Below are 24830 nucleotides of genomic sequence, written 5' to 3'. Positions count from 1 at the left end.
CCACTCGAAGAGGATCGCTGACGCCCATCGTCGAGTGGTCAGCGCCCGCCTTTGAGGCGAATCTTCCAGCGCACGAAGCCCAGGTAGAAAACGCTGATTGCGATCAGCATGCCGAAGTCGAACCACCACGTGGCGGCATTGTGATGCCACAGTGAGTCCTTTGGAACCTGAGGGCCAGGTTCCAACTTGATCAGGTCGATGGTGGACGCCGATGCCGCAAAACCCCATCGTGCCGGTGTCGCCCAAGACATTTGGTCCAACCCGATGCGGCCCGTGACCGGAATCATGCCGCCGGAAAACACCAGCTGCGACATGACGGCAACCACCAGCAGCGGCATGATCTGATCGTTGGACTTCGCGATCGACGACAACAACAAGCCGAGCATCGCCGAGGCGACGGTGGTCGCCGCGACATCGATGAACAGCTCTAGCGGAGCCTTTCCCAGCGCCGCGGCGCCCTGCGTCGGTCCGCCCTTACCCAACAGCGTGATGACGGTGACGATGGCTGATTGCACGACCGCGAACACGGTGTAGACGCAGACCTTCGCCAACAAATACGCGGATGTGGATAACCCGACCGCCTGTTCGCGTAGGAAGATCGCGCGTTCACCGATCAGATCGCGAATCGTCAGCGCCGTCCCCATGAAAACGGCGCCGACATTGAGCAGCACCAGGATCTGCCCGGGCTCCGTAGGCGCGGTACCGACCGGGTTCGGGATGCCGAAACCGACGTCGCCCGGCACCGACATCGACAGCGAACCCATGATGAAGGGCAGCAGTGCGAGGAAGACGAAGTAACCGCGGTCGGAGACGATCAACCGCATTTGGCGTCGGGCGATCGTGGAGAACTGCCGTAGCAGGCTGGTGTGCGACGGATCGCCGATCTCGGCCGGTTTCTCCGCCGGCGGTGGTGGCGGCTGTGGACCGGTCCGCGCTAGATATTGGGCCTTGGCCGAGTCGGGGTCCCCGGCGACTGAACTGAAGATGTCGGCCCAGTTCGTCGTCCCCATGGCAGCGCCGATTTGGGCGGGCGGGCCGCAGAATGCCGTCTTGCCGCCGGGAGCCAGCAACAGCACCTGGTCGCAGACGTCCAGGTAAGTCAGCGAGTGGGTGACCACGAGCACCACGCGCCCGGCGTCGGCCAACTGCCGCAGCATAGTCATCACCTGCCGGTCCAGCGCGGGATCCAGACCTGACGTCGGCTCGTCGAGGATCAGCAACGACGGCCCGGTCAGCAACTCCAGCGCCACCGACGCACGCTTGCGCTGACCGCCGGACAGCTTATCGACCCGGGTGTGCAGGTGCTGGGTCATCTCCAGCTCCTCGAGCACTCGGGCGACCACTTGCTCGCGGTCGTCCTTGGTGGTGTCCGGTGGCAGCCGGAGTTCGGCTGCATACCCGAGCGCCTGTTCCACGGTGAGTTGACCGTGCACCACGTCGTCCTGCGGCACCATCCCGATTCTGCTGCGCAGCGAGGCATATTCGGCGTGAACGTTGTGGCCCTCGAACGCCACGGTGCCGTTGGTGGGGTGGGTGTAGCCGGCCACCAACCTGGCGAACGTCGACTTGCCCGCACCGGACGGGCCGATAACCGCGGTGAGCGTTCCAGGACTGGCGCCCAACGAGATGTCGTCCAGCAGTGTTTTGGTGTTTTCGATCGTCCAGGTCACCCCGCGCACGTCCAAACCGCCGAGGCGGGTCTGCGCTGCAGTGTCGGCATCGCGGCGCGCCAGCGCACCGCCGGCGAACACCAGGTCGATGTTGCCGATCGTGACGACGTCGCTGTCCTTCAGCAGCGCTGAGTCGACGCGCTGACCATTGACGAAAGTGCCGTTGATGCTGCGGTTGTCATGGATTTCGGTGCCACCCGGCACCGGAATCAAGGTCGCGTGGTGCCGCGAAGCCAACACCTCGGGAATGACGATGTCGTTGTCGTTGGCCCGGCCGATCTTGACCGCGCCCGGCGTGTCCATTCCCGCTTTGCTCGGCCGCAGGATCTTCATCATCGATGTCGCGAGGTTCGCGGCGTCGCCACCGACGCGCCCGGTCATCGCTGTCGGTGGGTCGACCGGCGCAGCCGGGGGAAGGTTCGCGGGTTGGGCCCGATAGATGTGCGGCGACGACACCGGTCCGCTGGCTGGCCCCGCCGGTTGGGTCCCGGTTTGGTGATGCTGCACCGAACCGGTCGGATTGATCGGCTGCGACCCGGTCGGGTACGTCGGCAGTGGCCCCGACGGCGGGGCGGATTGCTGCCCAGTGGGTGGATACGACGGCATCGGCCGCGACGGGTTCGCCGATGGCTGCGGAGGCAGCCCCTGCGATACCGAGCCGGTCGGTGGACGCCCTTGGGCCAGGCGCGGATCAGCCGGCCCGGTAAGTGGGTTGACGATGGGGATGGACGTCGTCAAGGGCGGGGTCCCGGCGGAACCCTGATGGCGACCGACCTCGAATGTCACCGCCGGTCCGTCCGGATTTCCGATATTGACCCGCTGACCGTCCTGGATGTCGACGGCCGGTACCCGGCGATTGTTGACGTACAAGCCGTTGAGGCTGCCGTTGTCGATGGCGATCCACCGGCCCTGATCAAAGCGCAACACCAGGTGTATCCGGGAAATCAGCGGATGCGCGACACGGACATCTGCCCGCAAGTCACGCCCGATGACCACATCGTTGCCGGGTGCAAAGGTCCGTTGGGATCCCTCGTACCGCACAGTCAGCACGGGTGGGGCTGCTCGGCTCACGAGCCCCACTGTATCGGCGTCGGGGCCGATAATGGGACTGGTCGTCGATACGTGTTACCGCCCTGGGACGTTTTGCCGCTGGTGGCGGACCGAGGATGCGACCGGTTTTGATCGATCCACCGACACCGTTGAGCAGCAATGCATGACTGGCGAATCTCTCGACCGACGACAGCGCGACGCCAGTCGCGACAAGGCTTACGAACCTTTGTGGGCGACCGATTCCGATTGGCAGCACCAGCTCAAGACGGTCGTGCTCGACTCAGGAGACCAATAGAGATTTCGCGTCACTCCAACACGAATATAATTGCAGCACATGATATTTCGGAACACCCGCGGTCAGCAGAAGGACTACCCCACGGTAGGGCTAAGCCGCCCTCCCCCGCCTGTGTGGAAGCTGGACATCGGCGCGGGAATGCCTGTCCAACAAGAACTTCGCCAATTAGCCATGTGCATAGACCACGACATCCCACTGCGAGTCCCTCTGGCCACCAACGCCCGCGCCACGGGCATAACCGGCTGATTTAAAAGCAAGTCGCCCCCGATTAGCAGGTCAATCGCATGACTGTGCGCTGGCCGAGCCCCTCAACGACCCTCTACAAGAGCTAACTCCCAGACCACGCGCACCCCGGCGCAGCGCGGAGGAAGCCATTGCCGAATGGGCGACCGATCTAAACCGCCATCACCTCCACGAATGCCGGTGGCGACCTCCCCGAACCCGCACTTGGACGCGGTGGCAACCGACTCTTTAGCAACCCAAATGCTAAGAACCTATTACTTATTCGCGCCCGCAAATGTCGGCCGCCAATCATTAGCGGTAGAGGTTGAATTCCGTGCTAGGAAGATCGTTGACTGGTTGCTTCGCGCAAATTATTTGAAATTTCTATGCGGCTCAAGCCTGAGTAGAACTTAAGCAAATTTGCGTGACCCAGGTAACACGAATGTAATGGTCGCCGGGTCGTTCTTAATTCGGCTGATAGCCTAGGTAACGCGCAGTTAAGAAAGCAATTCTGAATTGAAATGTGCTTTGTCACAAGCCGTTCGTATCGCGTCAGCGCAGAGGGAGGAAGACACAAATAATGGGGACAGGCAAGGTTATGACCATCGCTAAGATGGCCGCGTTCGCTGTCGCGGGTGGCGTTACGCTGGGAGTGGAATTCCCGGCGCAGGCGAATCCGGGCAACATGGACGAAAACCCCTACACGACCTCGGACAACATCGATGAAGATCCGCTGGCCGCCGCTGGGCGCTGCCATCAGCTCAATTCCCAGCTCCCAATGCCAATCCGTGATCAAGTCTGCGGTCCGATTGATAATCATTCCGATGATCGACAAGGTCACATGGTCACGGGCGATCTGGACGATCACGATTGGCACGAGTCGAACAATGACATCCCCGACCTGCCTGGCGGGATGGCCGATCATTGGTTCAATTATTGGCTCGATTATGGGAACAATTCACCGAGGGGCGACGAGAACCGCGATGCGTCTGTCACCGGTCCATCCGACACCGGTCCATCCGACACCGGTCCATCCGACACCGGTCCATCCGACACCGGTCCATCCGACACCGGTCCATCCGACACCGGTCCATCCGACAGCAGTCCATCCGACAGCAGTCCATCCGACAGCGGTCCGTCCTCCGATTCGTACAGCAGCGACTCGTCCTCCGATTCGTACAGCAGCGACTCGTCTTCCGATTGGTGAAAGAAGCACGAACATCGATCTAGCGAACGCATTCTCAAACTGGTCCGAGGGTGCGCTGCACCAATAGGTGAGATCTGAGGCGGCCCATCCCATTGGGGTGGGCCGCAACGATGTCCCTATGCCAAGGCCTCGATGCCGATCGATTTCGGCCAGTGCTCGAAGATGTGAGCATGGAACAAGCAACACAGCTGTTGGCCGACCGGGTCGCGGTGGTGACCGGCGGCGGTGGCGGTATCGGTGCGGCAACCGCGCAATTGTTCACCCAACACGGCGCCCACGTGGTCATCGCCGATATCGACGCCGAACTCGCGGAGCGAACCGCGCAGGGGATCGCGACATCTGGCGGGTCGGCGCTACCGATCATCACCGACGTGCGAGACCCCGATCAGGTGGGCGCCCTGGCGCGATCGGTGTTGGATCGGTTTGGCCGGATCGATGTGTTGGTCAACAACGTCGGCCATTGGCTACGCCACCCGGGCAATTTCGTTGATACCGATCCGCAGTTCTGGGATGAGCTCTACCGAATCAATTTGCACCACGTCTTTTTGGTCACCCACGCGTTCCTGCCGGCGATGATCGACCGACGCCGCGGCTCGATCGTCAACGTCTCCTCCGTCGAAGGGCTACGCGGCTATCCCGAGGATCCGGTCTACGCCGCGTTCAAGGCCGCTGTCATTCATTTCACCCGCAGCCTCGCGGTTCAGGTGGGCGTGACGGTCTGCGGGTCAACGCAATTGGCCCCGACGTGACCGAATCGCTACAGGTGCCCTACTCACAGTGGTTGTCCGACGAGGAGCAGGCGCAATGGCCGCAATGGGTTCCGGCGGGACGGATGGGTCTGCCCGACGACCAGGCCCGCGTGATCCTGTTTCTGGCCTCGGACCTCTCGGCGTTCGTCACGGGCCACACGATCCCGACCGACGGTGGCACCGGCGCCGCAGGCGGATGGTTCCGCTCAGCAAGGCGGACCGACCGGGAATGGACGAACCGTCCGATAGCGCCCTGACCGGTCAGACGTAGGCCAATGCGGCGTTTTCCAGGCGGATCCGCTCGTGCAGTACCAACGCGTTGGCAAGGGTGAACACCATCGCCGTCAGCCACGCTGAATGGATCAGCGGCAGCGCAGCGACCTCGGCCACCACGGCGATGTAGTCGGGGTGACGCACCCATCGATATGGGCCGTGCTGCACCAGCGGCGCACCCGGGATCACGATGAGCCGGGGATTCCAGTGTCTGCCCAGTGCGGCAGCGCAGCGCCAGCGAATCACGCAGCTGAGCACTACGACGGCAACCATCGGCCATCCCAGCCAGGGGATGAAGGGGCGTCCCAGGGCCCAGACTTCCACCAGACAGGACACCAGCAACAACGCATGCATGCTGACCATCGCCGGGTAATGATCGAGCCCTAATTCCTTGCCTCCCTGGGCGATTGCCCACTTGGCATTGCGGTGTGCGGCGACGAGCCCGATCAGGCGTTCGATGCCGACGATGACGATCAACAGGTAGTAATACACGGCTTCGCCCCCTTCCCGGTGCACGTGATCCCACAGCGCCGCCACTATGCCCACGAGGTTGCGCCCTGGACGGTTCAGCAACCGTTGGAAGCGTGCATCAATCCGCAGTGGGAACGCGGCTATGATCTGCATCTCGATGCGCGGCACTGATCACCGCGGCGAGGGCCAGAACTATTGGCGGGGCTGCGTTTTGCGTCAGATGCTCTGCGCGGCCTCATATCGCGCTTGGTCTTCGAGCACTGTCACCGGAATCCCGTTGAGGACACCGTTTCCCGACGGCTCGTCGACGAATGTGGGCAAGGAAAGCGCATTGGTGTTCGCACCCGGTGAACTGTTGGCCACCGACATGCGAGTACCTGGCTTGCCATGGCCCCAGCCGTGTGGCATCGACACCACACCGGGCCTGATCGCGTCCGTGACCTCGACCGGCACTTTGATCTCGCCGGCCTCCGATTTCACCGTGACAACGTCGTTGTCGGACACACCACAGCGCATCGCGTCATCGGGGTGGATCAACAGCGTGCACCGGTCCTTGCCCTTCATCAAGGCGGGCACGTTGTGCAGCCAGGTGTTATTCGAGCGCAGGTGCCGGCGGCTCACCAGGACCAGCGGCTCGGCGGGCCGGTCCAACCGCGCGGCCAGCCGCGGCAAGTCGTCGAGCAGATACTGCGGAGCCAGCCGGATCTTCTTGTCCGGCGTCCCCAGAATGTCCGGCAGCTGCGGCACCATCGGCCCGAAGTCGATGCCGTTCGGATTGGCCTTCAGCAGGTCGAGCGTGAGCCCGCCGGGGTTCTTGCCGTATTGATCCCCGAAGGGACCGGTTCGCAGCGTGAGGTCCAACATCCGCTCGGGGCCGCCGTGGTCGTACAGTTTGCGGATCTCGGCTCCGTCGACACCCCGGGTGAAGGCCAGATAGTCGAAGAAGCCGTCGTCGATCGCGGCGACGTCGACGTCCTCGGCCGGGGTGCCAGTGCACAGGCCGGATCAGGATTTCCCACTCGTGCGGACGGTCGCCCGGATCGAACACAGGCGCGGAGTAATTCGCGATGCTGTGGATCGCGAACAACAGGATCAGATCGTCGTGGTGTGGCTGCTCGAGCGGCGACAGCCCGGGCAGGATCACATCGGCATGGCGCGTCGTCTCGTTGAGCCAGAGATCGATGGAGATCATCGCCTCCAGCGCCGGCAACACTTCGTCGAGCTTGTCGCCGTCGGGCATCGACAACACCGGGTTGCCCGCGACCGTGATCAGCGCCTTGAGTTGCCCGTCTCCCGGCGTGGCGATCTCTTCGGTCATACACGACACCGGGGCCTGCCCGAGCACCTCTTTGGCCCCGCGCACCCGGGTGTGCCAGCGGCCGAATTCCGGGAGGCCGCCCTCGAGGCCGGGTAACGGCTGCGTAGTGATCGACCAGGCCGCCGGCTTGGGGAACATGGCGCCGCCCGGGGTGTCGAAATTTCCGGTCAGAATGTTGATCACGTCGACCAGCCAGCTGGCCAGGCTGCCAAACTCCTGGTTACACAACCCAATCCGGCCGTACACCACTGATTTCTCGGCGCCGGCAAGTTCGCGCGCCAAGCGCCGGATCGCGTCTTCGTCAATACCGGTGACGTCGCTGACCCGCTCGGGCGGCCACTCCGCGGCGACCCGGCGCATCGTGTCGACGCCGTCCACATGCGGGCCTGGATTGACCAGGTCCTCGTCAAAGAGTGTGTGCGCGACCGCCAGCAACAGCGCGGCGTCGGTGCCCGGCACGATCGGCAGCCACTCGTCGGCCTGGGCCGCGGTCTGCGTGCGTACCGGATCGATCACGATCACCTTGCCGCGTTTGCGAATTCCGTGGATCAGGCCCATCACGTCGGGCGCGGCCAGCAGTGAACCCTGCGACGCGGCGGGGTTGGCGCCCATGATGACCAGCAGGTCGGTGCGCTCGATGTCTGGCACGGGGAAGTTCCACCACAGGCCGTACATCAGGTGCGATGACAGGTTTTTCGGCCACTGATCGACCGTGCCCGGCGAATACGTGACCGGCATACCGGACATGCCCATCAGCACGCCGGCGTACCGGGCAAGCGAGAACGAATGTGCCAGCGGGTTGCCGGTGTAAGCGGTGACCGCGCCGATTCCGTACTTCTCGATCACCGGCGTCAACAACTCGGTGCAACGCCGAAACGCCGCCTCCCAGCTGACTTCCTGCCACTGTCCGTCGACCTTGATCAGCGGGCTGCGGATGCGGTCCGGGTCGTGATGCACCGCGCCCAGTGACACGCCCTTCGGGCAGAGATGTCCGCGGCTCCATACATCGTCACGGTTCCCGCGGATCCCGGTGACGGTGCCGGCTTCGACGTGAATCTCCAAGCCGCACATGGCTTCACACAGTGGGCATGTCCGTATATGGGTGCCGTCAACGCCTGGTTTCATCCACCCACTGTATTGCGCTACTACGAGTAGCGGAAGTGGCAAAAGTTGAGGTCAGGCCACCCAGGGCCCGATGCCACCGACCTTGTCGATGCGAATGCGGGTGAGGTATCCCGGCGGTGCGTCGTCCGGCGGGAATTGCAGGTTCGGGTCCCCAAGAATCGGATTGAGCTCCTTGAGCAGCTCGGGCGCACCACCATCGGCGATTCGTGCGGTCCCGGTGATGGACAGGTAGGGCCGCATCCCCTGACCGGACTGGTCCAGCGACACGATGGTCACGGCTACCCGTGGATCCCTGCGCACGTTGCGGACCTTCTTGTGTTCGGCGAGGTGTGCGGTAACCAACTCGTCGCCGTCCGGCGTCGACTGCAATGCGACCCAGACCAGGCTCACCTGGGGGCCGCCGTCGGGATTGATGGTCACCAGGGTGGCGTCGGCACCCTTGCCGATGAGTTTTCGTGCGGCATCGTTGAGTTCCATGCGTCTTTCTACCGCCTAACGACGCGATTCATTCCCGCTCGGGCAGCCCGAGGGCTGTAACCGGCCGCGCCATTCCCGAAAAGAGATTTGAATCTGACCAGTTGCCTGTGCATGGCGGACGCATCCACCCTAGCGTCGAGTACGACCTCGAAATCTGCTCCAGGAGCTGAAAGCCACAGGCGCGGCCATGACTAATCACGAGCCCCCCACAAACATCGACTACCTCAGGCATGAGGTACTCGCCCGGATCGACGCCCACCCACTCGAAGACTGGTCCCCCGCGATGTTGCGGGCCATGATCGCGGTCTTCGACCTGAACGGCATCGTGCCCAGACCCGTCCATGCCTTCCGGACGCGCATCGTCAAGTAAGGCCGCACCAGCGTTCTCCCGGCGGTGACTAGGGTGCTATGCGGTACGCGGTACGCGCGGGCGGGGAGGAGTCACGACGATGCAGATGTGGGAGTTGGTGGCCCGCGAGCAGATCCGCGACACGCTCGCCCGATACAACTGGTCCGGTGACTCCGGCCGGCTCGACGGACTGGCCGAGACATTCTGCGCGGATGGCGTTGTCGAGATTCGCGGTGCCGAGCCACTGCGTGGCCGTTCCGAGATCACCGCATTCCTTGGCGGTGTCACCGGGAAGATCGCGGTCGACGCGGATGTCAAACCGATCGTTCGACACAACGTCGCCAACATCCTGTTCATGGGCCTGACACCCGACGAGGCACAGGTCTGCTGCTATTTCACCGTCGTCACCCATATCGGGCTCGACCATTTCGGCCGCTATCGCGACACCTTGGTGCCCGTGGCCGACACCTGGCTGATCAAGCATCGCAAGGTGTCCACCGATTGGGCCGCCGCCAACTCCGCTATGGCTCGGCCGTCGTCTGGCACGTGAGCTGATGGCGCACAGTCGCTTTCGCACGCCGGTTGAGTGTCCAACCTAGGTTTTGAGTGCGCTTCCTGGGCGGAGAATCGGCGAAATACTCGCCCTGAGCGCACACTCAAAACCGTCAGCGGACAGACACATGGCAGGGTGAGGGCCGTGGCAAATACCTCTCAAGCGACCGTTGAACAAGACCTGCGCGAAATCACCACCCCGAAGGGCACTTTGCGCTACTACGACTGCGGCCAGGATTCCGGCCCGGTGCTGCTGTTCCTGCACGGGTCGGGCCCCGGGGTCACCGGCTGGCGTAACTTCCGCGGGATTCTGCCCACATTCGCCGAGCACTTCCGCTGCCTGATCCTGGAATTCCCTGGTTTCGGGGTCACCGACGACTTCGGCGGTCACCCGATGGTCACCGCATTCGGCAGCGTTCCACCGTTTCTGGACGCACTGGGAGTGGAGAAGACACACATCGTAGGAAACTCGATGGGTGGCGGCGTCGGTATCAACTTCGCCATCGGTAATCCCGACCGCATCGACCGGCTGGTGACTATCGGCGGCATCGGCACCAACATCTTCAGTCCCAGCCCCAGCGAGGGCATCCGGCTGTTGCAGGAATTCGTCGAGGACCCGACCCGGCAGCGGCTGGTCGACTGGCTCAAGTCGATGGTCTACGACCAGGGTTTGGTGACCGACGAACTGATCGAGGAACGTTGGCAGCTGGCCACCGACCCCGTCACGCTGGCCGCCGCACGGCGGATGTACGGCAAGGCGGCATTCGCCGCAATGAACACTGCGATGGCGGCCTCGGACCGGCCGTTCCCGTGGGCGACCATGCACAAGTTGGCCGCACCCACGCTGCTGACGTGGGGCCGCGACGATCGGGTGAGCCCGCCGGACATGGCGCTGATCCCGATGCGCACCATTCCCAACGCGGAGCTTCATATCTTCCCCAACTCCGGACACTGGGCCATGATCGAAGCCAAGACCGCTTTCGAAAGCACGGTGCTGGGCTTCCTGTCCCGCTAGGGCGCTCCCGCAAGGCCTTTCAACAGCAGGGCATGCGCGTCGGGATTACCGTCGAGAACTCGACTGGTACGGGTGGTGATCCGCCACTGGTCGTCGATTCGGCGCAGTGTGAAATGGTGCGCGGTGGCCCGCCAGACCCGATAGCCGTCGTTATCGCGGACGAGTACCAGGGATTCACATACGGCCACGGCCTCATCGCCGGTGACCGTCACCACGCACGGCCCCAGGAAGTGACTGCAGCCCTTGGCCACCAGCTTCTGGTGGGCGTCCGAGCGGATCATCGCGTGCACGTCGGCCCGGCTCTTCATGCGCCAGCCGTCAACGTCATACACGCCGTCACTCGCCCATAGCCGCGCGGCTGCATCCGGGTCGCCTGCGTCGACCGCCGGGCCGTAGGACGCGATCAACTGCCTGATGTCACGGTCGTCCTCGAGCCGGCGCAACCGGGCCGCGAGGTCTGCCAAGTCCGTCACAGTCGTCTCCTCATCGCTGGGTGCAGCCCGCGTCGACGGGCAGGACGATCGCGGTGATGTAGCGCGCCTCGTCGGAGGCCAAGAACAGCGCGGCGTTGGCGACATCGACCGCATCGATCCACGGCACCGCAAGCATATTCATCGCCTGCGCCGACTCGGCGAATTCGGCTCGGGTGGGCGGCCGGTCCAAGTCGGGCCGGAATGCGCTGCTGACGACGTCGTTCTGAATCATGGGTGTGTCGACGTTGGTCGGGTTGATGCAGTTGACCCGAACATTGTGCGGTGCAAGCTCATTCGCGAGGCTGCGCATCAGGCCGACCACGCCGTGCTTGGCTGCGGTGTAATGGGCGACGCCGACCAGCCCGCGCAGTCCGGCGACGGAGCTTGTCAGCACCATCGCGCCGGCGCCGCGCTCGATCAGGTGTGGCGCGGCGGCGCGGCAGGTGTGCCACACGCCGGTGAGGTTGACATCCAGCATCGCGCGCCAGGCGTTTTCGTCCAGCTCGACCGCCATGCCGCGGGAGGTGATTCCGGCCGTCGCGCAGACCGCGTCCAAGCCGCCGAAGCGCTCGACGCCGCGGTCGGTGGCGGCCTGCACACCGTCGAGGTCGCGCACGTCGACAATTTCGGTGTGTATCCGCACGCCGGCGGCGGCGACCAACGCGGCCGTCTGCTCGAGGTCGGCTGGGGTGCTGTGCGGGATCGCGACGGTCTCGACCGGGCCGCACACGTCCAACGCCACGATGTCGGCACCCTCCTGGGCGAACCGAACCGCCTGTGCGCGACCGATCCCCCGCGCCGCGCCGGTGATCAGGGCGACCTTGCCAACGAGGCGCCCGGTCATGTCGTCTTCTGCGTCAGGCCGGCATCTACGACGAGCTGGGTGCCGGTGATGTAGCGGGCGTGATCGGAGGCCAGGAACACGACGGCGTTGGCGATGTCGACGGGCTCCACCCACGGGATCGGAAGCAGATTACGTGCCTGCAGTACCTCAGCGGCTTCGGCCGCCGTCGGATTGGCCAGATCGGGCCGCAGCTTCCGGTACATCTGCTCGTTGAGCACCATTGGCGTTGCGACCGGCCCCGGGTGCACGGTGTTGACCCGGATGCCGCTTGGCCCCAGCTCGTTGGCGAGCGTGCGCGCCAGCCCGACCACCGCGTGCTTGCTGGCCGTGTAATGGGCGGTGTTCGCGGTGCCGCGAAGGCCGTTGGTGGAGCTGATCAGGACGACGGATCCACCGTCGTCGCCGATGTGCGGCACACCGGCTCGGACGGTATGCCAGACCCCGGTGAGGTTGATGTCGAGCGTGCGCTGCCAGACCTGTGGGTCGAGTTCCCAGGACGGGCCACCCGCGAGGTGGATGCCGGCGTTGGCGACGATGACGTCTAACCGGCCCAGCTCGGCAACACCGCCGTCGATCGCCGACGTCACGGCCGCGAGGTCGCTCACGTCGGCGAAACCCGTGACACAGCGCCGGCCCCGGCTGTTGACTTCGGCTGCCGTACCGGATAACTCATCGGCCAGCGTGTCGACATCCAGGGCGATCACGTCGGCGCCCTCGTCGGCGAAGCGCTGACAGTGCACCCGCCCGGTGCCTTTTGCGGCGCCGGTGACCACGACGACCTTGTCGAGTAATCCCGTCATTGCTTGATTAGATCGAAGCCCCGGTAGCCGGCGTCGGCCACCTCGGCGCAGATGTCGTTATAGGTGGCGAAGCCGCCGACGAACAACATGAAGCCCCTTGGTTTTCCGGGCACGTTCGCGCCCATGTACCACGAGTTGGCCTTGGTGAACAACGTCGCCTCGGCACGCCGGGCGCATTCGGCGCCCCAGCCGTCGACGCTGTCCACGGTGGCTTCGATCGCGGCGCACCCGTGGCTGTCGAGATAACCGATGGCCTGGGCGATCCAGTTCACCTGGGCCTCCGCGTGCAGCACCATGTTCGCGAGCACGGCGGGCGCTCCTGGGCCCGAGACCAGGAACAGATTGGGAAAGCCGTCGACACCCAATCCCAGATAGGTGCGGGGTCCGTGCGCCCAGTCCTCGTGCAACGTCGCGTCGCCACGCCCGACGATGTCGATGCTGCCCAACGCCCCGGTCATCGCATCGAAACCGGTTGCCAACACGATCATGTCGAGGTCGTAGTATGTCTCGGTGGTCGTAATGCCCGCGGCGTCGATCGATTCGATCGGCGTGTCACGCACACTGACCAGTGACACATCTGCACGGTTGAACGTCTGAAAGTAGTTGCTGTCGGTGCAGATTCGCTTGGTTCCGATCGGATGGTCGGCGGGGATCAGCAGGTCGGCGACCGCCGGATCGTCGATCACCGCGCGGACCTTCTCCTCGTAGAATTTGCGGGCCTCTTCGTTGGCTTCCAGGTCGGTCATCTGGTCGGGGAACGTCTTCGAGAACAGCACACCGCCCAGCTGCCATCGTCTTTCGAATGCCGCCCGCCGTTGCTCCTGGGTGAATTCCATGGTCGGCTTCGCGGCCGTGATGTGCGGCGAACCGCCGCCGCTGCGCCACGACAACCGGCGCCGCTGCGGGTAGCCGGACTTGATCTCGTCGAGTTCCGCGGCGGACAACGGTGTGTTGCCAGCCGGGACGCTGTAGTTGGGGGTGCGCTGGAAGACATACAAGTGCGCGGCTTGCTCGGCGATGATCGGAATCGATTGGATGCCGGACGATCCGGTGCCGATGACCGCCACCCGTTTGCCAGTGAAGTCGACGGGGTGCAGCGGCCAATGTGCGGTGTGGTGGATCTCGCCCGCAAAGGTATCCAGGCCGGGGAAGCTCGGGGTCATCGCGGCCGACAACGGGCCCGTTGCCATCACAGCGAACCGCGCCGAGAGCACCAGCCCCGTGTCGGTGGTGACCGTCCAGCGCAGCGTCGTCTCGTCGAGCACCGCGGACACGACGCGGGTGTCCAAGGCGATATCGCGGCGCAGGTCGAGTTTGGCGGCCACCCAGTTTAGGTATTCGAGGATCTCGGATTGGGTGGCGTACTTCTCCGTCCAGCACCATTGCTGCTGGAGTTCGTCGGAGAACGAGTAGCAGTAGTCGACGCTCTCGACATCGCAGCGCGCGCCGGGATACCGGTTGTAATACCAGGTCCCGCCCAGCTCGGGAGCGGCCTCGAGCACCCGCACCGAAAGCCCCTGCGCGCGCAGCTTGTGCAAGGCATACAAGCCGGCGAACCCGGCGCCCACCACGACCACGTCGAGAGCATCATTCACAAGCAGTCACGCTATTGGCCCCGTTCATCGTCAGGCGCCGACTCTCCCGGTGACCGGACACGCATTTCCGCCCGCTCATCGGGATTTCCTTTGGGACGGGCGGGGACTGCGGTAGACCATTACTTAGCCCACACACGTAAGGACAACGATATGAGCGACCGGGTACTCGACCGGGTAGTGGCCATGGCGGACCAATTGCGGGACCAGGCCGCGGAAGCCGAACAAATCGGCCGGCTAACCGATGACACCGTCAAGGTGATGAAGGGTGCCGGCCTGATCCGGCTGCTGCAGACCAAGCAATACCAAGGCTTCGAGGTGCACCCCCGCGAGTTCGCCGAGACGACGATGGCCACCGCGGCGCTGGATCCGGCCGCCGGCTGGATCGTCGGTGTGGTCGGCGTGCATCCCTACCAGTTGGCCTATGCAGACCCGAAAGTCGCCGCCGAGATCTGGGCCGACGACGTCGACACCTGGATGGCCTCCCCCTACGCGCCGCAGGGCGTGGCGAAACCCGTCGACGGCGGCTACCTGTTCAACGGCCGTTGGCAGTTCAGCTCGGGCACCGACCATTGCGACTGGATCATCCTGGGCGCCATGCTCGGCGACGCGAAAGGCATCCCGTTGATGCCGCCGCAGATGCTGCACATGATCCTGCCGCGCAAGGACTACGAGATTGTCGAGGACTCGTGGAATGTGGTGGGGCTGCGCGGAACCGGCTCCAAGGACGTCATCGTCTCCGACGCCTTCGTCCCTGCCTACCGGACGATGGATGCGACGAAGGTGATGGACGGCACCGCGCAGCGGGAAGCCGGCATGACCGAGCCGCTCTACCTGATGCCGTGGTCGACGATGTTCCCGCTGGGCATCTCCGCAGCGACCATCGGCATCGCCGAGGGCGCGCTGGCCGCACACCTGGACTATCAGCGCGAGCGCGTCGGCGCCACCGGAACCGCGATCAAGGACGACCCGTACGTCATGCACGCGATCGGTGAGGCCGCCGCTGATATCAACGCGGCCCGCCAGGAGTTGCTGGCCAACGCCGACCGGATCTACGACATGGTCGCCGCCGGTAAGGAGGTATCGTTCGCCGATCGTGCCGCCGGACGCCGCACCCAGGTGCGCGCAGTGTGGCGCGCGGTGTCGGCCGTCGACGAGATCTTCGCCCGCTCGGGCGGCAATGCCGCCCGGATGGACAAGCCGCTGCAACGGTACTGGCGTGACGTGCACGTCGGTCAGATGCACGCCATCCATGTGCCCGGCACCACTTACCATGCGTCGGCGCTGAGTTCGATAGGCATCGAGCCCCCCGAGGGTCCGCTGCGGGCGTTGATTTAAGGAGTCTTAGGTGACCGACCTGAAAAGCCTTGGCTACATCACTATCTCGACCAACGACATCGACCGCTGGCGCCGCTTCGCCTTCGGCGTGCTGGGTTTCGCCGAGGGTAAGGGCCCCGACGAGTCTGCGCTGTATCTGCGGATGGATGAGCGCGCGGCGCGGCTGATCGTGGTGCCGGGCGAGACCGATCGGGTGCTCACCATCGGCTGGGAGGTGCGCGATCACCCGGCGCTGCAGCGGGTCAAGACCGCCCTCGACGGTGCCGGGGTGCCGTTGAAGCAAATGTCCGTCGACGACGCCGAAGCCCGCCGGGTGGAAGAGGTGATCACCTTCGAGGATCCGGCCGGCACCACTATCGAGGTGTTCCACGGCGCGGTGCTCGATCACAGCCCGGTCGTCACTCCGTTCGGCGCGCGATTCGTCACCGGCGATCAGGGCCTGGGCCACGTCGTGGTGCCCGCAATGGATCCCAATGGGCTGTTCGACTTCTACACCGAAGTCCTGGGATTCCGCTCCCGCGGGGCGTTCCGGGTGCCGTTGCCGAAAGAGTTCGGCCCGGTGCGGGTTCGCTTCCTCGGGATCAACGAACGCCATCACAGCATGGCGATCGTGCCCGCCGCACACATGCGCGACCCCCGGCTGGTGCACATCATGGTCGAGGTCGACACTCTTGACGCGGTGGGTCAGGCGCTCGACCGGGTCAACGCCGAGGGCTTCCAGTTGTCGTCCACGCTCGGCCGCCACACCAACGACAAGATGCTCTCCTTCTACGTCCGGGCGCCCGGTGATTGGGACATCGAGTTCGGCACCGAAGGCATGCGGGTCGACGAAAACTATTACACCGCAGAGGAAATCACCGCTGACAGCTACTGGGGCCACCAGTGGGTCGGCGAGATGCCCGCGGCCATGCAGCTATGACACCTGACACCGACGTCACGCCCGTGCCGGCGTCGTCGATCACCGCGTGGGATCACGAGGCCGACGTCGTCATCGCCGGTTATGGCGTCGCGGGTGCGGCGGCCGCGGTCGAAGCGGCCCGCTCTGGCGCCGACGTCCTGGTGCTCGAACGCACCGGTTCCTGGGGCGGCGCGGCGGCCATGGCCGGCGGTTTCATCTACCTCGGCGGTGGCACACCGCTGCAAAAGGCCTGTGGTTTCACCGATTCCGTCGACAACATGGCTGCGTTCCTCAACGTCGCGATGGGGCCGGGCGCCGATGAGAACCGGATCGCCGACTACTGCGCCGGCAGCGTCACGCACTTCGAATGGCTCGTCGGGTGCGGTGTGCCGTTCAAGGCGGAGTTCTTCTCCGAGCCCGGCTGGGAGCCGATGGGCGATCAGGGGCTGATGTACAGCGGCGGCGAAAACTCATTCCCGTTCAACACGATCGCCTCCCCCGCCCCGCGCGGGCACGTCCCGCAAATGCAGAACAAAAAGCAGGGCGAGGCCAGCGCGGGCTACATGCTGATGAAGCCACTCGTCGAAACCGCAACCGCGGCAGGCGCACGCGCGCTTTACGACGTGCGGGTGCAGTGCCTGATCGTCGAATCCGACGGCAGGGTGGTCGGCATCCGTGCCCGCCAGTACGGCAACGAGATGACGATCCGGGCGCGCAGCGGGGTTGTGCTCGCGACCGGAAGCTTCGCCTACAACGACGCGATGGTGGCGCGCTACGCGCCGCGGATCGCGGGACGCCCGGCCGCGTCGATCGAGCAACACGACGGGCAGGCGATCCGGATGGCGCAGGCGCTGGGCGCCGATCTGGCTCATATGGACGCCACCGAGGTCGCGATCTTCATCGATCCGCAGCAGCTGGTGCGCGGGATCCTGGTCAACGGCCGCGGTCAGCCGTATGTCGCCGAGGACACCTATCCGGGTCGGATCGGCCAGCTAACGCTCTACCACCAGGACAACACCGCTTACCTGATCATCGACAGCGATGCCAACGAGGAGGCGATGGCGTCGTGGTCGCCGAAGTTCATGTTGCGGGAGGCGACCTGGGTGGCCGACAACGTCGCGGACTTGGAACGTGAGATAGGTCTGGCGCCCGGTTCGCTGCAGGCAACCGTCGCCGCCTACAACGAGGGCGCCGCGCACGGCGAGGATCCGCTGCTACACAAGAAGCCGGAGTGGATCAAGCCGATCGGTAGTCCGCTCGGCGCGATCGATCTGCGCGAGAACACCGGCGGTTTCACCCTCGGCGGGCTGGCCACGACGCTGGACGCCGAGGTGCTGCACGTCAGCGGCCAGCCCATCCCGGGCCTGTTCGCCGCGGGCCGGTCGACCGCCGGGCTGGCCGCCTGGGGCTATGCCAGCGGCGTGTCGCTCGGCGACGGCAGCTTCTATGGCCGACGCGCCGGACGGTCGGCAGCCAAGGCCTGACGCTTTTCACTCGCGCCGTGCGGACCGCTGGGTCCGCCGGCGATTTTCGTGTCGTGTGTGACAGCGACCACATCCGTATGGTAAAAATAGATATTCCTACTAGAAATATAGCGGCCAGATACGAACAGCTGATGGAGGAACCGATGACTGGGACCGTGCGCGCCGTTGCGACCGAATCAAGCACACCCACCGCCGTCATCGACCGCATCTCGTTGGTCCTCGACGCATTCGACGGGCCGGGGCGCCTCACGCTCGCCCAGATCGTTCGGCGCACCGGCTTGCCGCGTTCGTCGGCGCACCGGATGCTCGAACGCCTGGTGCAGCTGCGCTGGCTGCGCCGCAGCGGACGCGACTACGAACTCGGCATGCGCTTGGTGGAACTCGGATCGCTGGCCGTCCACCAGGACCGCCTGGTGCGTGCGGCCGGCCCACTACTGGGCGAGTTGCACCGCGCCACCGGGCTGGTGGCCCATCTCGCGGTGCTGGACGGACCCGACGTGGTCTACCTCGACAAGACCGGCGACCGAATGGCCGACGCGATCCCCACCCGGGTCGGCGCCCGCCAGCCCGCACATTGCACCGCCGTGGGCAAGGCGATCCTGGCCTACTGCGACGAGGACGCCCAAGTCGATCTGCGAGTCCGCAAGACCAAGTACTCGATGTCCACCAGCTCACAACTCGCCGCGGAACTGGCCAAGGTGCGCGCCCATGGTGTGGCGTTCGAGCGCGAGGAGTCGTTGCTCGGATTCGGTTGTGTCGCAGCGCCCATCGGCGGCCCGGGCGACGCTGTTGCCGCGGTGTCGGTCTGCGGCCCGATGAATCGCATGATGTTCGATCAGCGACTCACCGCGCCGGTACGCATGACGGCGATGGGCATCTGGCGCAACGTCGAAGACGGCCCACGGCGGGTCGCACCGACGCTGCAGCCGCTACGCCCACTACTCCCCCGGCGTCAGCCTGCCGCACAGCGGCCCGCGTTGCAGTACGCGTGAATCCGTTCGCCGGCGGCGTCGCAGTCATCACCGGAGCCGGCGCGGGCATCGGCGCGGGCCTGGCCCGCCACGCGGTCTCGCTGGGAATGACCGTGGTGCTGGCCGACGTCGACGCCGACGCCATCGCGGCCGTGCGTGAGGAGCTTTGCGCCGCAGGAGGATCCGCGGTCGACGTCGTGTGCGACGTGCGCGATCCGGACGCGGTGCAGGAACTCGCCCAACGTACCTACCGCGATGTCGGCGCGGTGCGGCTTTTGGTGAACAACGCCGGCGTGGAGCAGTTCGGTTACCTGTGGGACACGCCCCTGTCCAACTGGCAGCGCGTCGTCGACATCAACATCAGCGGGGTGTTCCACGGCGTGCGCACGTTCCTGCCGAAGATGATGGCCACCGACGAGCACGCCTGGGTGTGGAACCTGTCGTCGGTCGGCAGTGTGCTGGCGGCTCCCTTGCAAGCGCCTACGTCGTGAGCAAGCATGCGGTGCTGGCGTTGACCGAGTGCCTGTATCTCGACGTGCAGGCGGCCGGGCACGGCGAGCACATTCACGTGCAGGCCGTGCTGCCGGGTGCGGTGAAATCCGACATCTTCGAGTCGGCAGGCGGCGTCGACCCCGGCGTCGCCGAAGCGCAGCGCGCCGCGATGCTGGACGTCAAGGCCGCGGCCATGGATCCGCGGACGGCCGCGGCCGCGATTTTCGAACAGGCCGTCGAAGGCCGGTTCTATCTGCTCACCGAGCCGGAATATGTGGGCTCAGCAATGGTGGAACGGGCGAATGTACTTGCCGCGCAGAGCCCTCCGACGCTTCGACAATAGGTGGCGAATCTCAGGGCGCACGGAAAATTGCTTCAGCGAACATCCGCCGGAGCCATGACTTGTAGGCGGTCACGCTCCATCCGTCGTGGTAGGTGATGCGCAGGTAGGTGTCCACGCTACAAACAACGTTGGCGGTCTCGACGAGCTCGTCGAACGGAACATCGGAACGAAGCCAGCCCCGGTCGCGAAAGACACCAAGGCCGCGCCGGTTCTGTTCGTTCAGGCTGGCGGTCAAGTCGTTGAGGTAACGCTCCAACGTGGGGTCGGAGCCTGCTCCGCCGATGAGCGCCAGCGCCAGGCGCGCCGTCCGTTCGTGCGCGCTCGTGAGCGTCGCAGCCATGAAGTCCAGCGACTCCTCGTAGTCGTCGACGGCCAGCACGGCGCGGCCGATGTCCAGGTCGAAGAGGTTCTCCTCGCCTGCCACGCCGACCGGGGCGTACTCCATAGCCGCAATCATCAAGGCGGCCTTGGGTCCTTGCAGATGCACGGTCTGAGCGGAAACGGCCGCCGCGGCAGCGATCTTCGCCAGGGAGGTGGCTGCGTATCCGTTGGCGGCGAATAGCTTCCCCGCGGTGGCGAGGACCCGCGAGCGTGTCTCCTCCGCCTGTCGAACGCGAAGCTCGGATCGATACGCCCGAGCCTGCGGTTTCGACATTGACTTTGGTGGCATAACAATGAATAGTACGCGATCAGATCAATGAGAGCGCCTGTCGGGAGGCCACCGTGTCGTCGATCATCATCGCCAGCGTCCCCATCCATGGCCACGTCACACCGCTCCTGACAGTCGCCAAGAGCTTCGTCGACCGAGGTGATCACGTCCGATTTGTCACCGGGGCGCGCTTCGCCGACACCGTGTCCGCCACCGGGGCGACCTTCATACAGCTGCCCGCCGAGGCGGACTTCGACGACCGTTCCCTATTCGCACACCGCCCCGAGCGGGCCAAGCTGAAGGGCGTCAAAGCCGTCGCCTACGACTACGAACACATCTTCGCCCGACCAATCGAGGCCCAATACGACACGCTCGTCGCCGCCCATGCGGCCCGTCCGGCCGACGCCATCCTCGCCGACTCGGCCTTTTTCGCCGCCGCCTTCCTGCTCGCGTGCCCGCGGTCGGCGCGGCCGGCCGTCGTCAACTGCGGGGTCATCCCGCTGTACCTCGACAGCGTCGATACCGCACCGTTCGGGATGGGGCTGCCGCCGGCTCGTGTGCTCAACCGCGCCCGAAACTTCGCACTGTCAAACGTGATCCGACTGGTCCTGCGGCGGGTGAATCGGAGCGTCGACGACCTGCACCGCCAGTTCCACTCCACCCCCATGCCGGGCGGGCTCGGGCATTGGGGGCACCGGACAGATTCGCTCGTGCAGTTCACCGTGCCCTCCTTCGAATACCCCCGCTCCGACGCCCCCGCCGGGCTGCACTTCGTGGGGCCGCTGTCGGCCACCGGTTCGCACGCGCCCCTACCGCCGTGGTGGGCCGACCTCGATGGCGGCCGGCCCGTCGTCCACGTCACCCAGGGCACGGTCGCGAACACCGACTACGAACAATTGATCGCCCCCACGTTGCAGGCGCTCGCGGCCGAGGACGTTCTGGTCGTGGTCAGCACGGGCGGGCGCCCGCTGGATACGCTGCCGCGGCTGCCGGAAAACGCCCGCGCCGCAACGTACCTGCCGTATGACGAATTGCTGCCGCGCACTGCGGTTTACGTGACCAACGGCGGCTACGGTAGCGTCCAGTACGCGTTGCGCCACGGCGTGCCGGTCGTCGCCACGGGCGGCAAGGAGGACAAGCCGGAGGTAGGTGCGCGCGTCGTGTGGTCCGGCGTCGGGCGGCGAATCAGGAGTGAACGACCCACGCCACGCGCCCTGCGCCGCGACATTCTCGCGGTGCTCAATCAGCCGCACTACCGCCAAGCCAGCTTGCGTGTCGCCGCCGACATGTCCGCGGCCTCCGGCTTCGACGGCCTGGCCGACATCGTCGATCGGCTGAGCGCGCGATCTGCACATTCGGCATCCAAGGACCCGGAAGCCTCGACGAGCGACGAGCGACCATCCGCCAGCACAATGCGCTAACCGTGGTGCGGCCGGCCGGCCATGGCGACCACATTCACGTCCAGGCGGTGTTGCCGGGTGCGGTGAGGTCCAACATCCTCGAGTCGCCGCGGCGACGATTTTCGAGCATCGATACGACGGACTTCGTCCAAGCCTGAGAGACGACAAGTCATACCGAGACTCTTACCGACATCCGGCTTTCATGCATACTGGGATACACATCCCAAAAATGAAAGGCAGCGATTCAGTCGATGATTTCCAACTCCCAAGCGGATTTTGACACCGTGTATCAGCAGATCTTGGCGGGTTGGGGAGCTCAAACAGTCCGCACCCTGGCCTGCCTTTCGGTGGCCGAGGCGCTTGCATCGGGGCCATTGAGTGCCGAAGAGATCGCTGAGCGCGCATCGAGTGACCCGGATATGACCTACCGCTTGCTGCGCGCCGGTGCCGCACTCGGATTTCTGCGGTACGACGAGACAGATAAGGAGTTTTCGGGCACGCCGATGTTGCAAGTGCTACATGAGGATTCGCAATACTGTCTCAAGCACTATGCGATGGCAGGACTGTCGGCAGCCTTCTGGCTTCCGGCACTACAACTTCCCGACACAGTAATCCGTGGCGAGAATTTCGTCAGCGACGTATTGGGCTGCAGCACTTTTGAGTACCTGAGCACACACGACGAAGAGGCGCAGATGTTCGGTGCAGCGATGACTGATCTCTCCACACCGGTGATTCGCCACGCGGTAGCCGCCATCGACGTCGCCGATGCACGTCTGGTCGTCGACGTCGGTGGCGCGAACGGTGCGTTCCTGGCTCAGCTGCTGAAGCTCCATCCTCCGCTCACCGGAGTGGTCCTCGATCTGCCGTCGGCGATGCACGGCGTGGAGCAAGAGGCACGCCGACACGGAGTCGGGGATCGCATGACGGGAGTCGAGGGCGACTTCTTCGACGAGATTCCCGCCGCCGACCTGTACCTGCTCAAATTCGTGCTGCACGACTGGGATGACCAAGCCTGCCAGACGATCCTGCGCAATATTCGCCGTGCCATGAAGCCCGGTGCCCGTCTGATGATCGCGGAGATGACTATCGCCCAGAACCTGCCGAGTGCGGCTTTGATGGACATCGCGATGATGTTCGCCTTTTCTGGACGCGAACGCGAAACCGGTGAATTCGAGCAGCTGCTAAAAGCGGCCGACCTTAAGATGATTCGCGATACACCCCTGCAACCGCCCTATCACCTCATCGAGGCGTCCCCGGCCTAACCGGCCGGGTCTACGAGACGGTCGCGTCGGCGACGTCGTCGACGATGGGAAGCTCACCGTCGCGCACCGCATCGAGAATCGACTCGCGCAGCGCCGAACACACCAGGAACACACCCCGATTGGCGTGCGCCGACACCTCCTCGGCGTCGGCGCGCTCGGTACACCGGTCCGTCGCGTCGGCATTCCACTGCACGCTGGTTTGGCTCCAGGTGCTCTTGCGCACCAGCACACGCGCTCCGCAGCTGCGACATGCCACGGGCATCATCGGCATCGCGTCGAGCCGATTGTCCGTCCGTGCAGGCGAATCGGCCGACATCACACCGAGCCGGCTCCGTGGGCCGCCATGTTCGCCTCGACCTCTTTCATCCACGCCTCGTAGGGGCGAGTGGTGTCCAGCTCGAACTCGAAGCGGTCCACCATATCCGGCTGCACGTCCCCGGCGTCGACGTAGAACTGCTGATACCAGCGTCGCAGCTGATAGACCGGACCGTCCTCCTCGACCAGCAGCGGGTTGTCGACACGAGCCTTGTGTCGCCAGATCTCGACGTCCTGCTCGAAACCCAGCTTGACGTAATCACCCAGTTGGATCGCGGTTCTCATGGCCTCATCGCCGGGCAACGCCTCCGATTTCTTGACGATGATGCCGTATTGCAGCACAAAGGAATTCGAGTCGATCGGATAGTGGCAGTTGATCAGAATCGACTGCGCGTCGCCGTACTCGTAGTGGTAGGTCAGGTCGTCGATCATGAAGGACGGGCCGTAGTACGACGCCACCGAGGTATTGCCCAGCATCTTGGCGCCTTCGGTGCTGCCCATGTCAGGTCGGCCTTCGCCGTTCATGTACTGCGTCGCGATGTGTCCCTCGAAGATGTTTTTGAAGTAAGTCGGCAACGCGCCGTGGATATAGAAGAGTGCGCCATATCCACGACGTTGTCGACGATTTCGCGGCAATTGCTGGTGCCCACGACCGTGGTGTACCAGTGCCAGTCGGTCCACTCATCGCTGGTAGCTCCCTCGATACGCGGGATCGTGACCTCCGGCGGCGGTGGTTTGCGCTCCGGGTCGTTCCAGACGAACAACATGCCGTCCTGCTCCAGCGTGGTCCAGGTCGCCGTGCGGGCCAGCCTGGGTGCTCGTCGGGCGTACGGCACCTGCTTGCATCGCCCGTCACCACCCCAGCGCCAGTCGTGGAATGGGCAGGCGATCTCGTCGCCCTTCACCTCGCCCTGGGACAGGTCGCCGCCCATGTGCCGGCAGTAGCTGTCGAGGACGTTGATCTTGCCGTCGCCGCTTCGGAAAACCACCAGCTTCTGACCGAAGGCGTTGATCGCGTGCGGTTTGCCATCGCCGAAATCTCTGATCAATCCCAGGCAATGCCAGCCGCGGGCAAACCGGGTCGGTGCGGCCTGGGCCTCAATGAGCCGAACTTCGTCGGTGTCATGCATGCGCATGATCTAACTCCCGGGGACGCGCCTTTGGGTCGCATTGTTCCACTCATCAGGACGGCTATT

The 24830-nt window shown here is 64.8% G+C and carries 20 protein-coding genes and 4 pseudogenes; 13 read left to right on the top strand and 11 right to left on the bottom strand.

The annotated features are described in order from the left end of the window. Positions 1-38: 38 nt before the first annotated feature. Positions 39-2750 carry an FHA domain-containing protein gene (locus DB708_RS15570; protein ID WP_165839828.1) on the bottom strand — a complete coding sequence of 904 codons (2712 nt, stop codon included), beginning with the start codon at positions 2748-2750 and terminating at the stop codon, positions 39-41. 133 nt (positions 2751-2883) lie between these two features. Here DB708_RS15570 and DB708_RS27990 point away from each other — a divergent pair, with 133 nt between their 5' ends. From DB708_RS27990 to DB708_RS15555, 3 genes and pseudogenes are all read left to right on the top strand, one after another. After that, positions 2884-3015: a hypothetical protein gene (locus DB708_RS27990; protein ID WP_261859447.1), complete on the top strand. Its 132-nt coding sequence runs from the start codon at positions 2884-2886 to the stop codon at positions 3013-3015. An 820-nt stretch (positions 3016-3835) separates the two neighbouring features. After that, on the top strand, positions 3836-4444 hold the full coding sequence (locus DB708_RS27285) for a hypothetical protein (RefSeq protein ID WP_165839827.1): 609 nt from the start codon (positions 3836-3838) through the stop codon (positions 4442-4444). 170 nt (positions 4445-4614) lie between these two features. Further along, positions 4615-5450 (top strand): annotated as a pseudogene (locus tag DB708_RS15555) (SDR family NAD(P)-dependent oxidoreductase). Positions 5451-5454: 4 nt separating this feature from the next. On the opposite strand, the gene DB708_RS15550 reads toward DB708_RS15555, so the two are convergent. From DB708_RS15550 to DB708_RS15540, 3 genes and pseudogenes are all read right to left on the bottom strand, one after another. Beyond that, entirely contained in the window at positions 5455-5958 is a 504-nt protein-coding gene (locus DB708_RS15550; protein ID WP_235616830.1) for an isoprenylcysteine carboxyl methyltransferase family protein, read from the bottom strand. 195 nt (positions 5959-6153) lie between these two features. Beyond that, a pseudogene (locus tag DB708_RS15545) lies at positions 6154-8380 on the bottom strand (molybdopterin-dependent oxidoreductase). A gap of 51 nt (positions 8381-8431) precedes the next feature. Beyond that, complete coding sequence (locus DB708_RS15540) at positions 8432-8857, bottom strand: PPOX class F420-dependent oxidoreductase (protein ID WP_108923211.1); 426 nt, start codon at positions 8855-8857, stop codon at positions 8432-8434. Positions 8858-9044: 187 nt separating this feature from the next. Here DB708_RS15540 and DB708_RS15535 point away from each other — a divergent pair, with 187 nt between their 5' ends. The 3 genes from DB708_RS15535 to DB708_RS15525 all read left to right on the top strand — a co-directional run bounded on the left by DB708_RS15535 (position 9045) and on the right by DB708_RS15525 (position 10773). Continuing rightward, the gene (locus DB708_RS15535; protein ID WP_108923209.1) at positions 9045-9227 is read left to right on the top strand and encodes a hypothetical protein; all 183 of its coding nucleotides are present in this window, start codon (positions 9045-9047) and stop codon (positions 9225-9227) included. Positions 9228-9306: 79 nt separating this feature from the next. Next, on the top strand, positions 9307-9756 hold the full coding sequence (locus DB708_RS15530; RefSeq protein ID WP_108923207.1) for a nuclear transport factor 2 family protein: 450 nt from the start codon (positions 9307-9309) through the stop codon (positions 9754-9756). A gap of 138 nt (positions 9757-9894) precedes the next feature. Then, positions 9895-10773, top strand: a complete 879-nt coding sequence (locus tag DB708_RS15525; protein ID WP_409347600.1) for an alpha/beta fold hydrolase — start codon at positions 9895-9897, stop codon at positions 10771-10773. Here the strand turns inward: DB708_RS15525 and DB708_RS15520 are convergent. The 4 genes from DB708_RS15520 to DB708_RS15505 are packed head-to-tail and all read right to left on the bottom strand — an operon-like array spanning position 10770 to position 14485. Further along, positions 10770-11246 carry a nuclear transport factor 2 family protein gene (locus DB708_RS15520; RefSeq protein WP_235616780.1) on the bottom strand — a complete coding sequence of 159 codons (477 nt, stop codon included), beginning with the start codon at positions 11244-11246 and terminating at the stop codon, positions 10770-10772. The genes DB708_RS15525 and DB708_RS15520 overlap by 4 nt on opposite strands. A gap of 10 nt (positions 11247-11256) precedes the next feature. Then, positions 11257-12090, bottom strand: a complete 834-nt coding sequence (locus DB708_RS15515) for a mycofactocin-coupled SDR family oxidoreductase (RefSeq protein WP_108923203.1) — start codon at positions 12088-12090, stop codon at positions 11257-11259. Continuing rightward, positions 12087-12890, bottom strand: coding sequence for a mycofactocin-coupled SDR family oxidoreductase (locus tag DB708_RS15510; RefSeq protein ID WP_108923201.1), 804 nt, complete (start codon positions 12888-12890; stop codon positions 12087-12089). The genes DB708_RS15515 and DB708_RS15510 overlap by 4 nt, the downstream gene beginning before the upstream one ends. After that, positions 12887-14485, bottom strand: a complete 1599-nt coding sequence (locus DB708_RS15505; protein WP_235616779.1) for a flavin-containing monooxygenase — start codon at positions 14483-14485, stop codon at positions 12887-12889. Before DB708_RS15505 ends, DB708_RS15510 begins: the two co-directional genes overlap by 4 nt. Before the next feature lie 150 nt (positions 14486-14635). Between DB708_RS15505 and DB708_RS15500 the strand changes: the two genes are divergently transcribed. From DB708_RS15500 to DB708_RS15480, 5 genes and pseudogenes are all read left to right on the top strand, one after another. Next, the gene (locus tag DB708_RS15500; RefSeq protein WP_108923197.1) at positions 14636-15820 is read left to right on the top strand and encodes an acyl-CoA dehydrogenase family protein; all 1185 of its coding nucleotides are present in this window, start codon (positions 14636-14638) and stop codon (positions 15818-15820) included. Positions 15821-15830: 10 nt separating this feature from the next. Then, a complete protein-coding gene (bphC, locus tag DB708_RS15495) occupies positions 15831-16739 on the top strand; it encodes a biphenyl-2,3-diol 1,2-dioxygenase (protein WP_108923195.1) in 909 nt (302 codons plus the stop codon). Beyond that, positions 16736-18202 (top strand): FAD-dependent oxidoreductase, encoded by a 1467-nt coding sequence (locus tag DB708_RS15490; RefSeq protein ID WP_108923193.1) that lies wholly within the window; start codon positions 16736-16738, stop codon positions 18200-18202. Before bphC ends, DB708_RS15490 begins: the two co-directional genes overlap by 4 nt. A 143-nt stretch (positions 18203-18345) precedes the next feature. Beyond that, a complete protein-coding gene (locus DB708_RS15485; protein WP_108924303.1) occupies positions 18346-19194 on the top strand; it encodes an IclR family transcriptional regulator in 849 nt (282 codons plus the stop codon). Continuing rightward, positions 19191-20008: pseudogene (locus DB708_RS15480) on the top strand (SDR family NAD(P)-dependent oxidoreductase). Before DB708_RS15485 ends, DB708_RS15480 begins: the two are co-directional and overlap by 4 nt. Positions 20009-20018: 10 nt before the next feature. Here the strand turns inward: DB708_RS15480 and DB708_RS15475 are convergent. Then, positions 20019-20678: a TetR family transcriptional regulator gene (locus DB708_RS15475; RefSeq protein ID WP_108923191.1), complete on the bottom strand. Its 660-nt coding sequence runs from the start codon at positions 20676-20678 to the stop codon at positions 20019-20021. 53 nt (positions 20679-20731) lie between these two features. On the opposite strand from DB708_RS15475, the gene DB708_RS15470 reads away from it, so the two are divergent. Both DB708_RS15470 and DB708_RS15465 read left to right on the top strand, forming a co-directional pair. After that, complete coding sequence (locus DB708_RS15470) at positions 20732-22078, top strand: nucleotide disphospho-sugar-binding domain-containing protein (protein ID WP_108923189.1); 1347 nt, start codon at positions 20732-20734, stop codon at positions 22076-22078. Positions 22079-22308: 230 nt separating this feature from the next. After that, entirely contained in the window at positions 22309-23319 is a 1011-nt protein-coding gene (locus DB708_RS15465; protein ID WP_108923187.1) for a methyltransferase, read from the top strand. Positions 23320-23329: 10 nt separating this feature from the next. On the opposite strand, the gene DB708_RS15460 is transcribed toward DB708_RS15465, so the two are convergent. Both DB708_RS15460 and DB708_RS15455 read right to left on the bottom strand, forming a co-directional pair. Continuing rightward, a complete protein-coding gene (locus tag DB708_RS15460) occupies positions 23330-23635 on the bottom strand; it encodes a ferredoxin (RefSeq protein ID WP_108924301.1) in 306 nt (101 codons plus the stop codon). After that, a pseudogene (locus DB708_RS15455) lies at positions 23635-24764 on the bottom strand (Rieske 2Fe-2S domain-containing protein). The gene DB708_RS15460 and the pseudogene DB708_RS15455 overlap by 1 nt, the downstream one beginning before the upstream one ends. Between the last annotated feature and the right edge of the window lie 66 nt (positions 24765-24830).

Origin of the sequence: Mycobacterium montefiorense (assembly GCF_003112775.1) — a bacterium.
Classification (GTDB): Bacteria; Actinomycetota; Actinomycetes; order Mycobacteriales; family Mycobacteriaceae; genus Mycobacterium; species Mycobacterium montefiorense.
The sequence above is the reverse complement of the archived record's forward strand: the minus strand, read 5'-3'. Positions and strand labels throughout refer to the sequence as shown.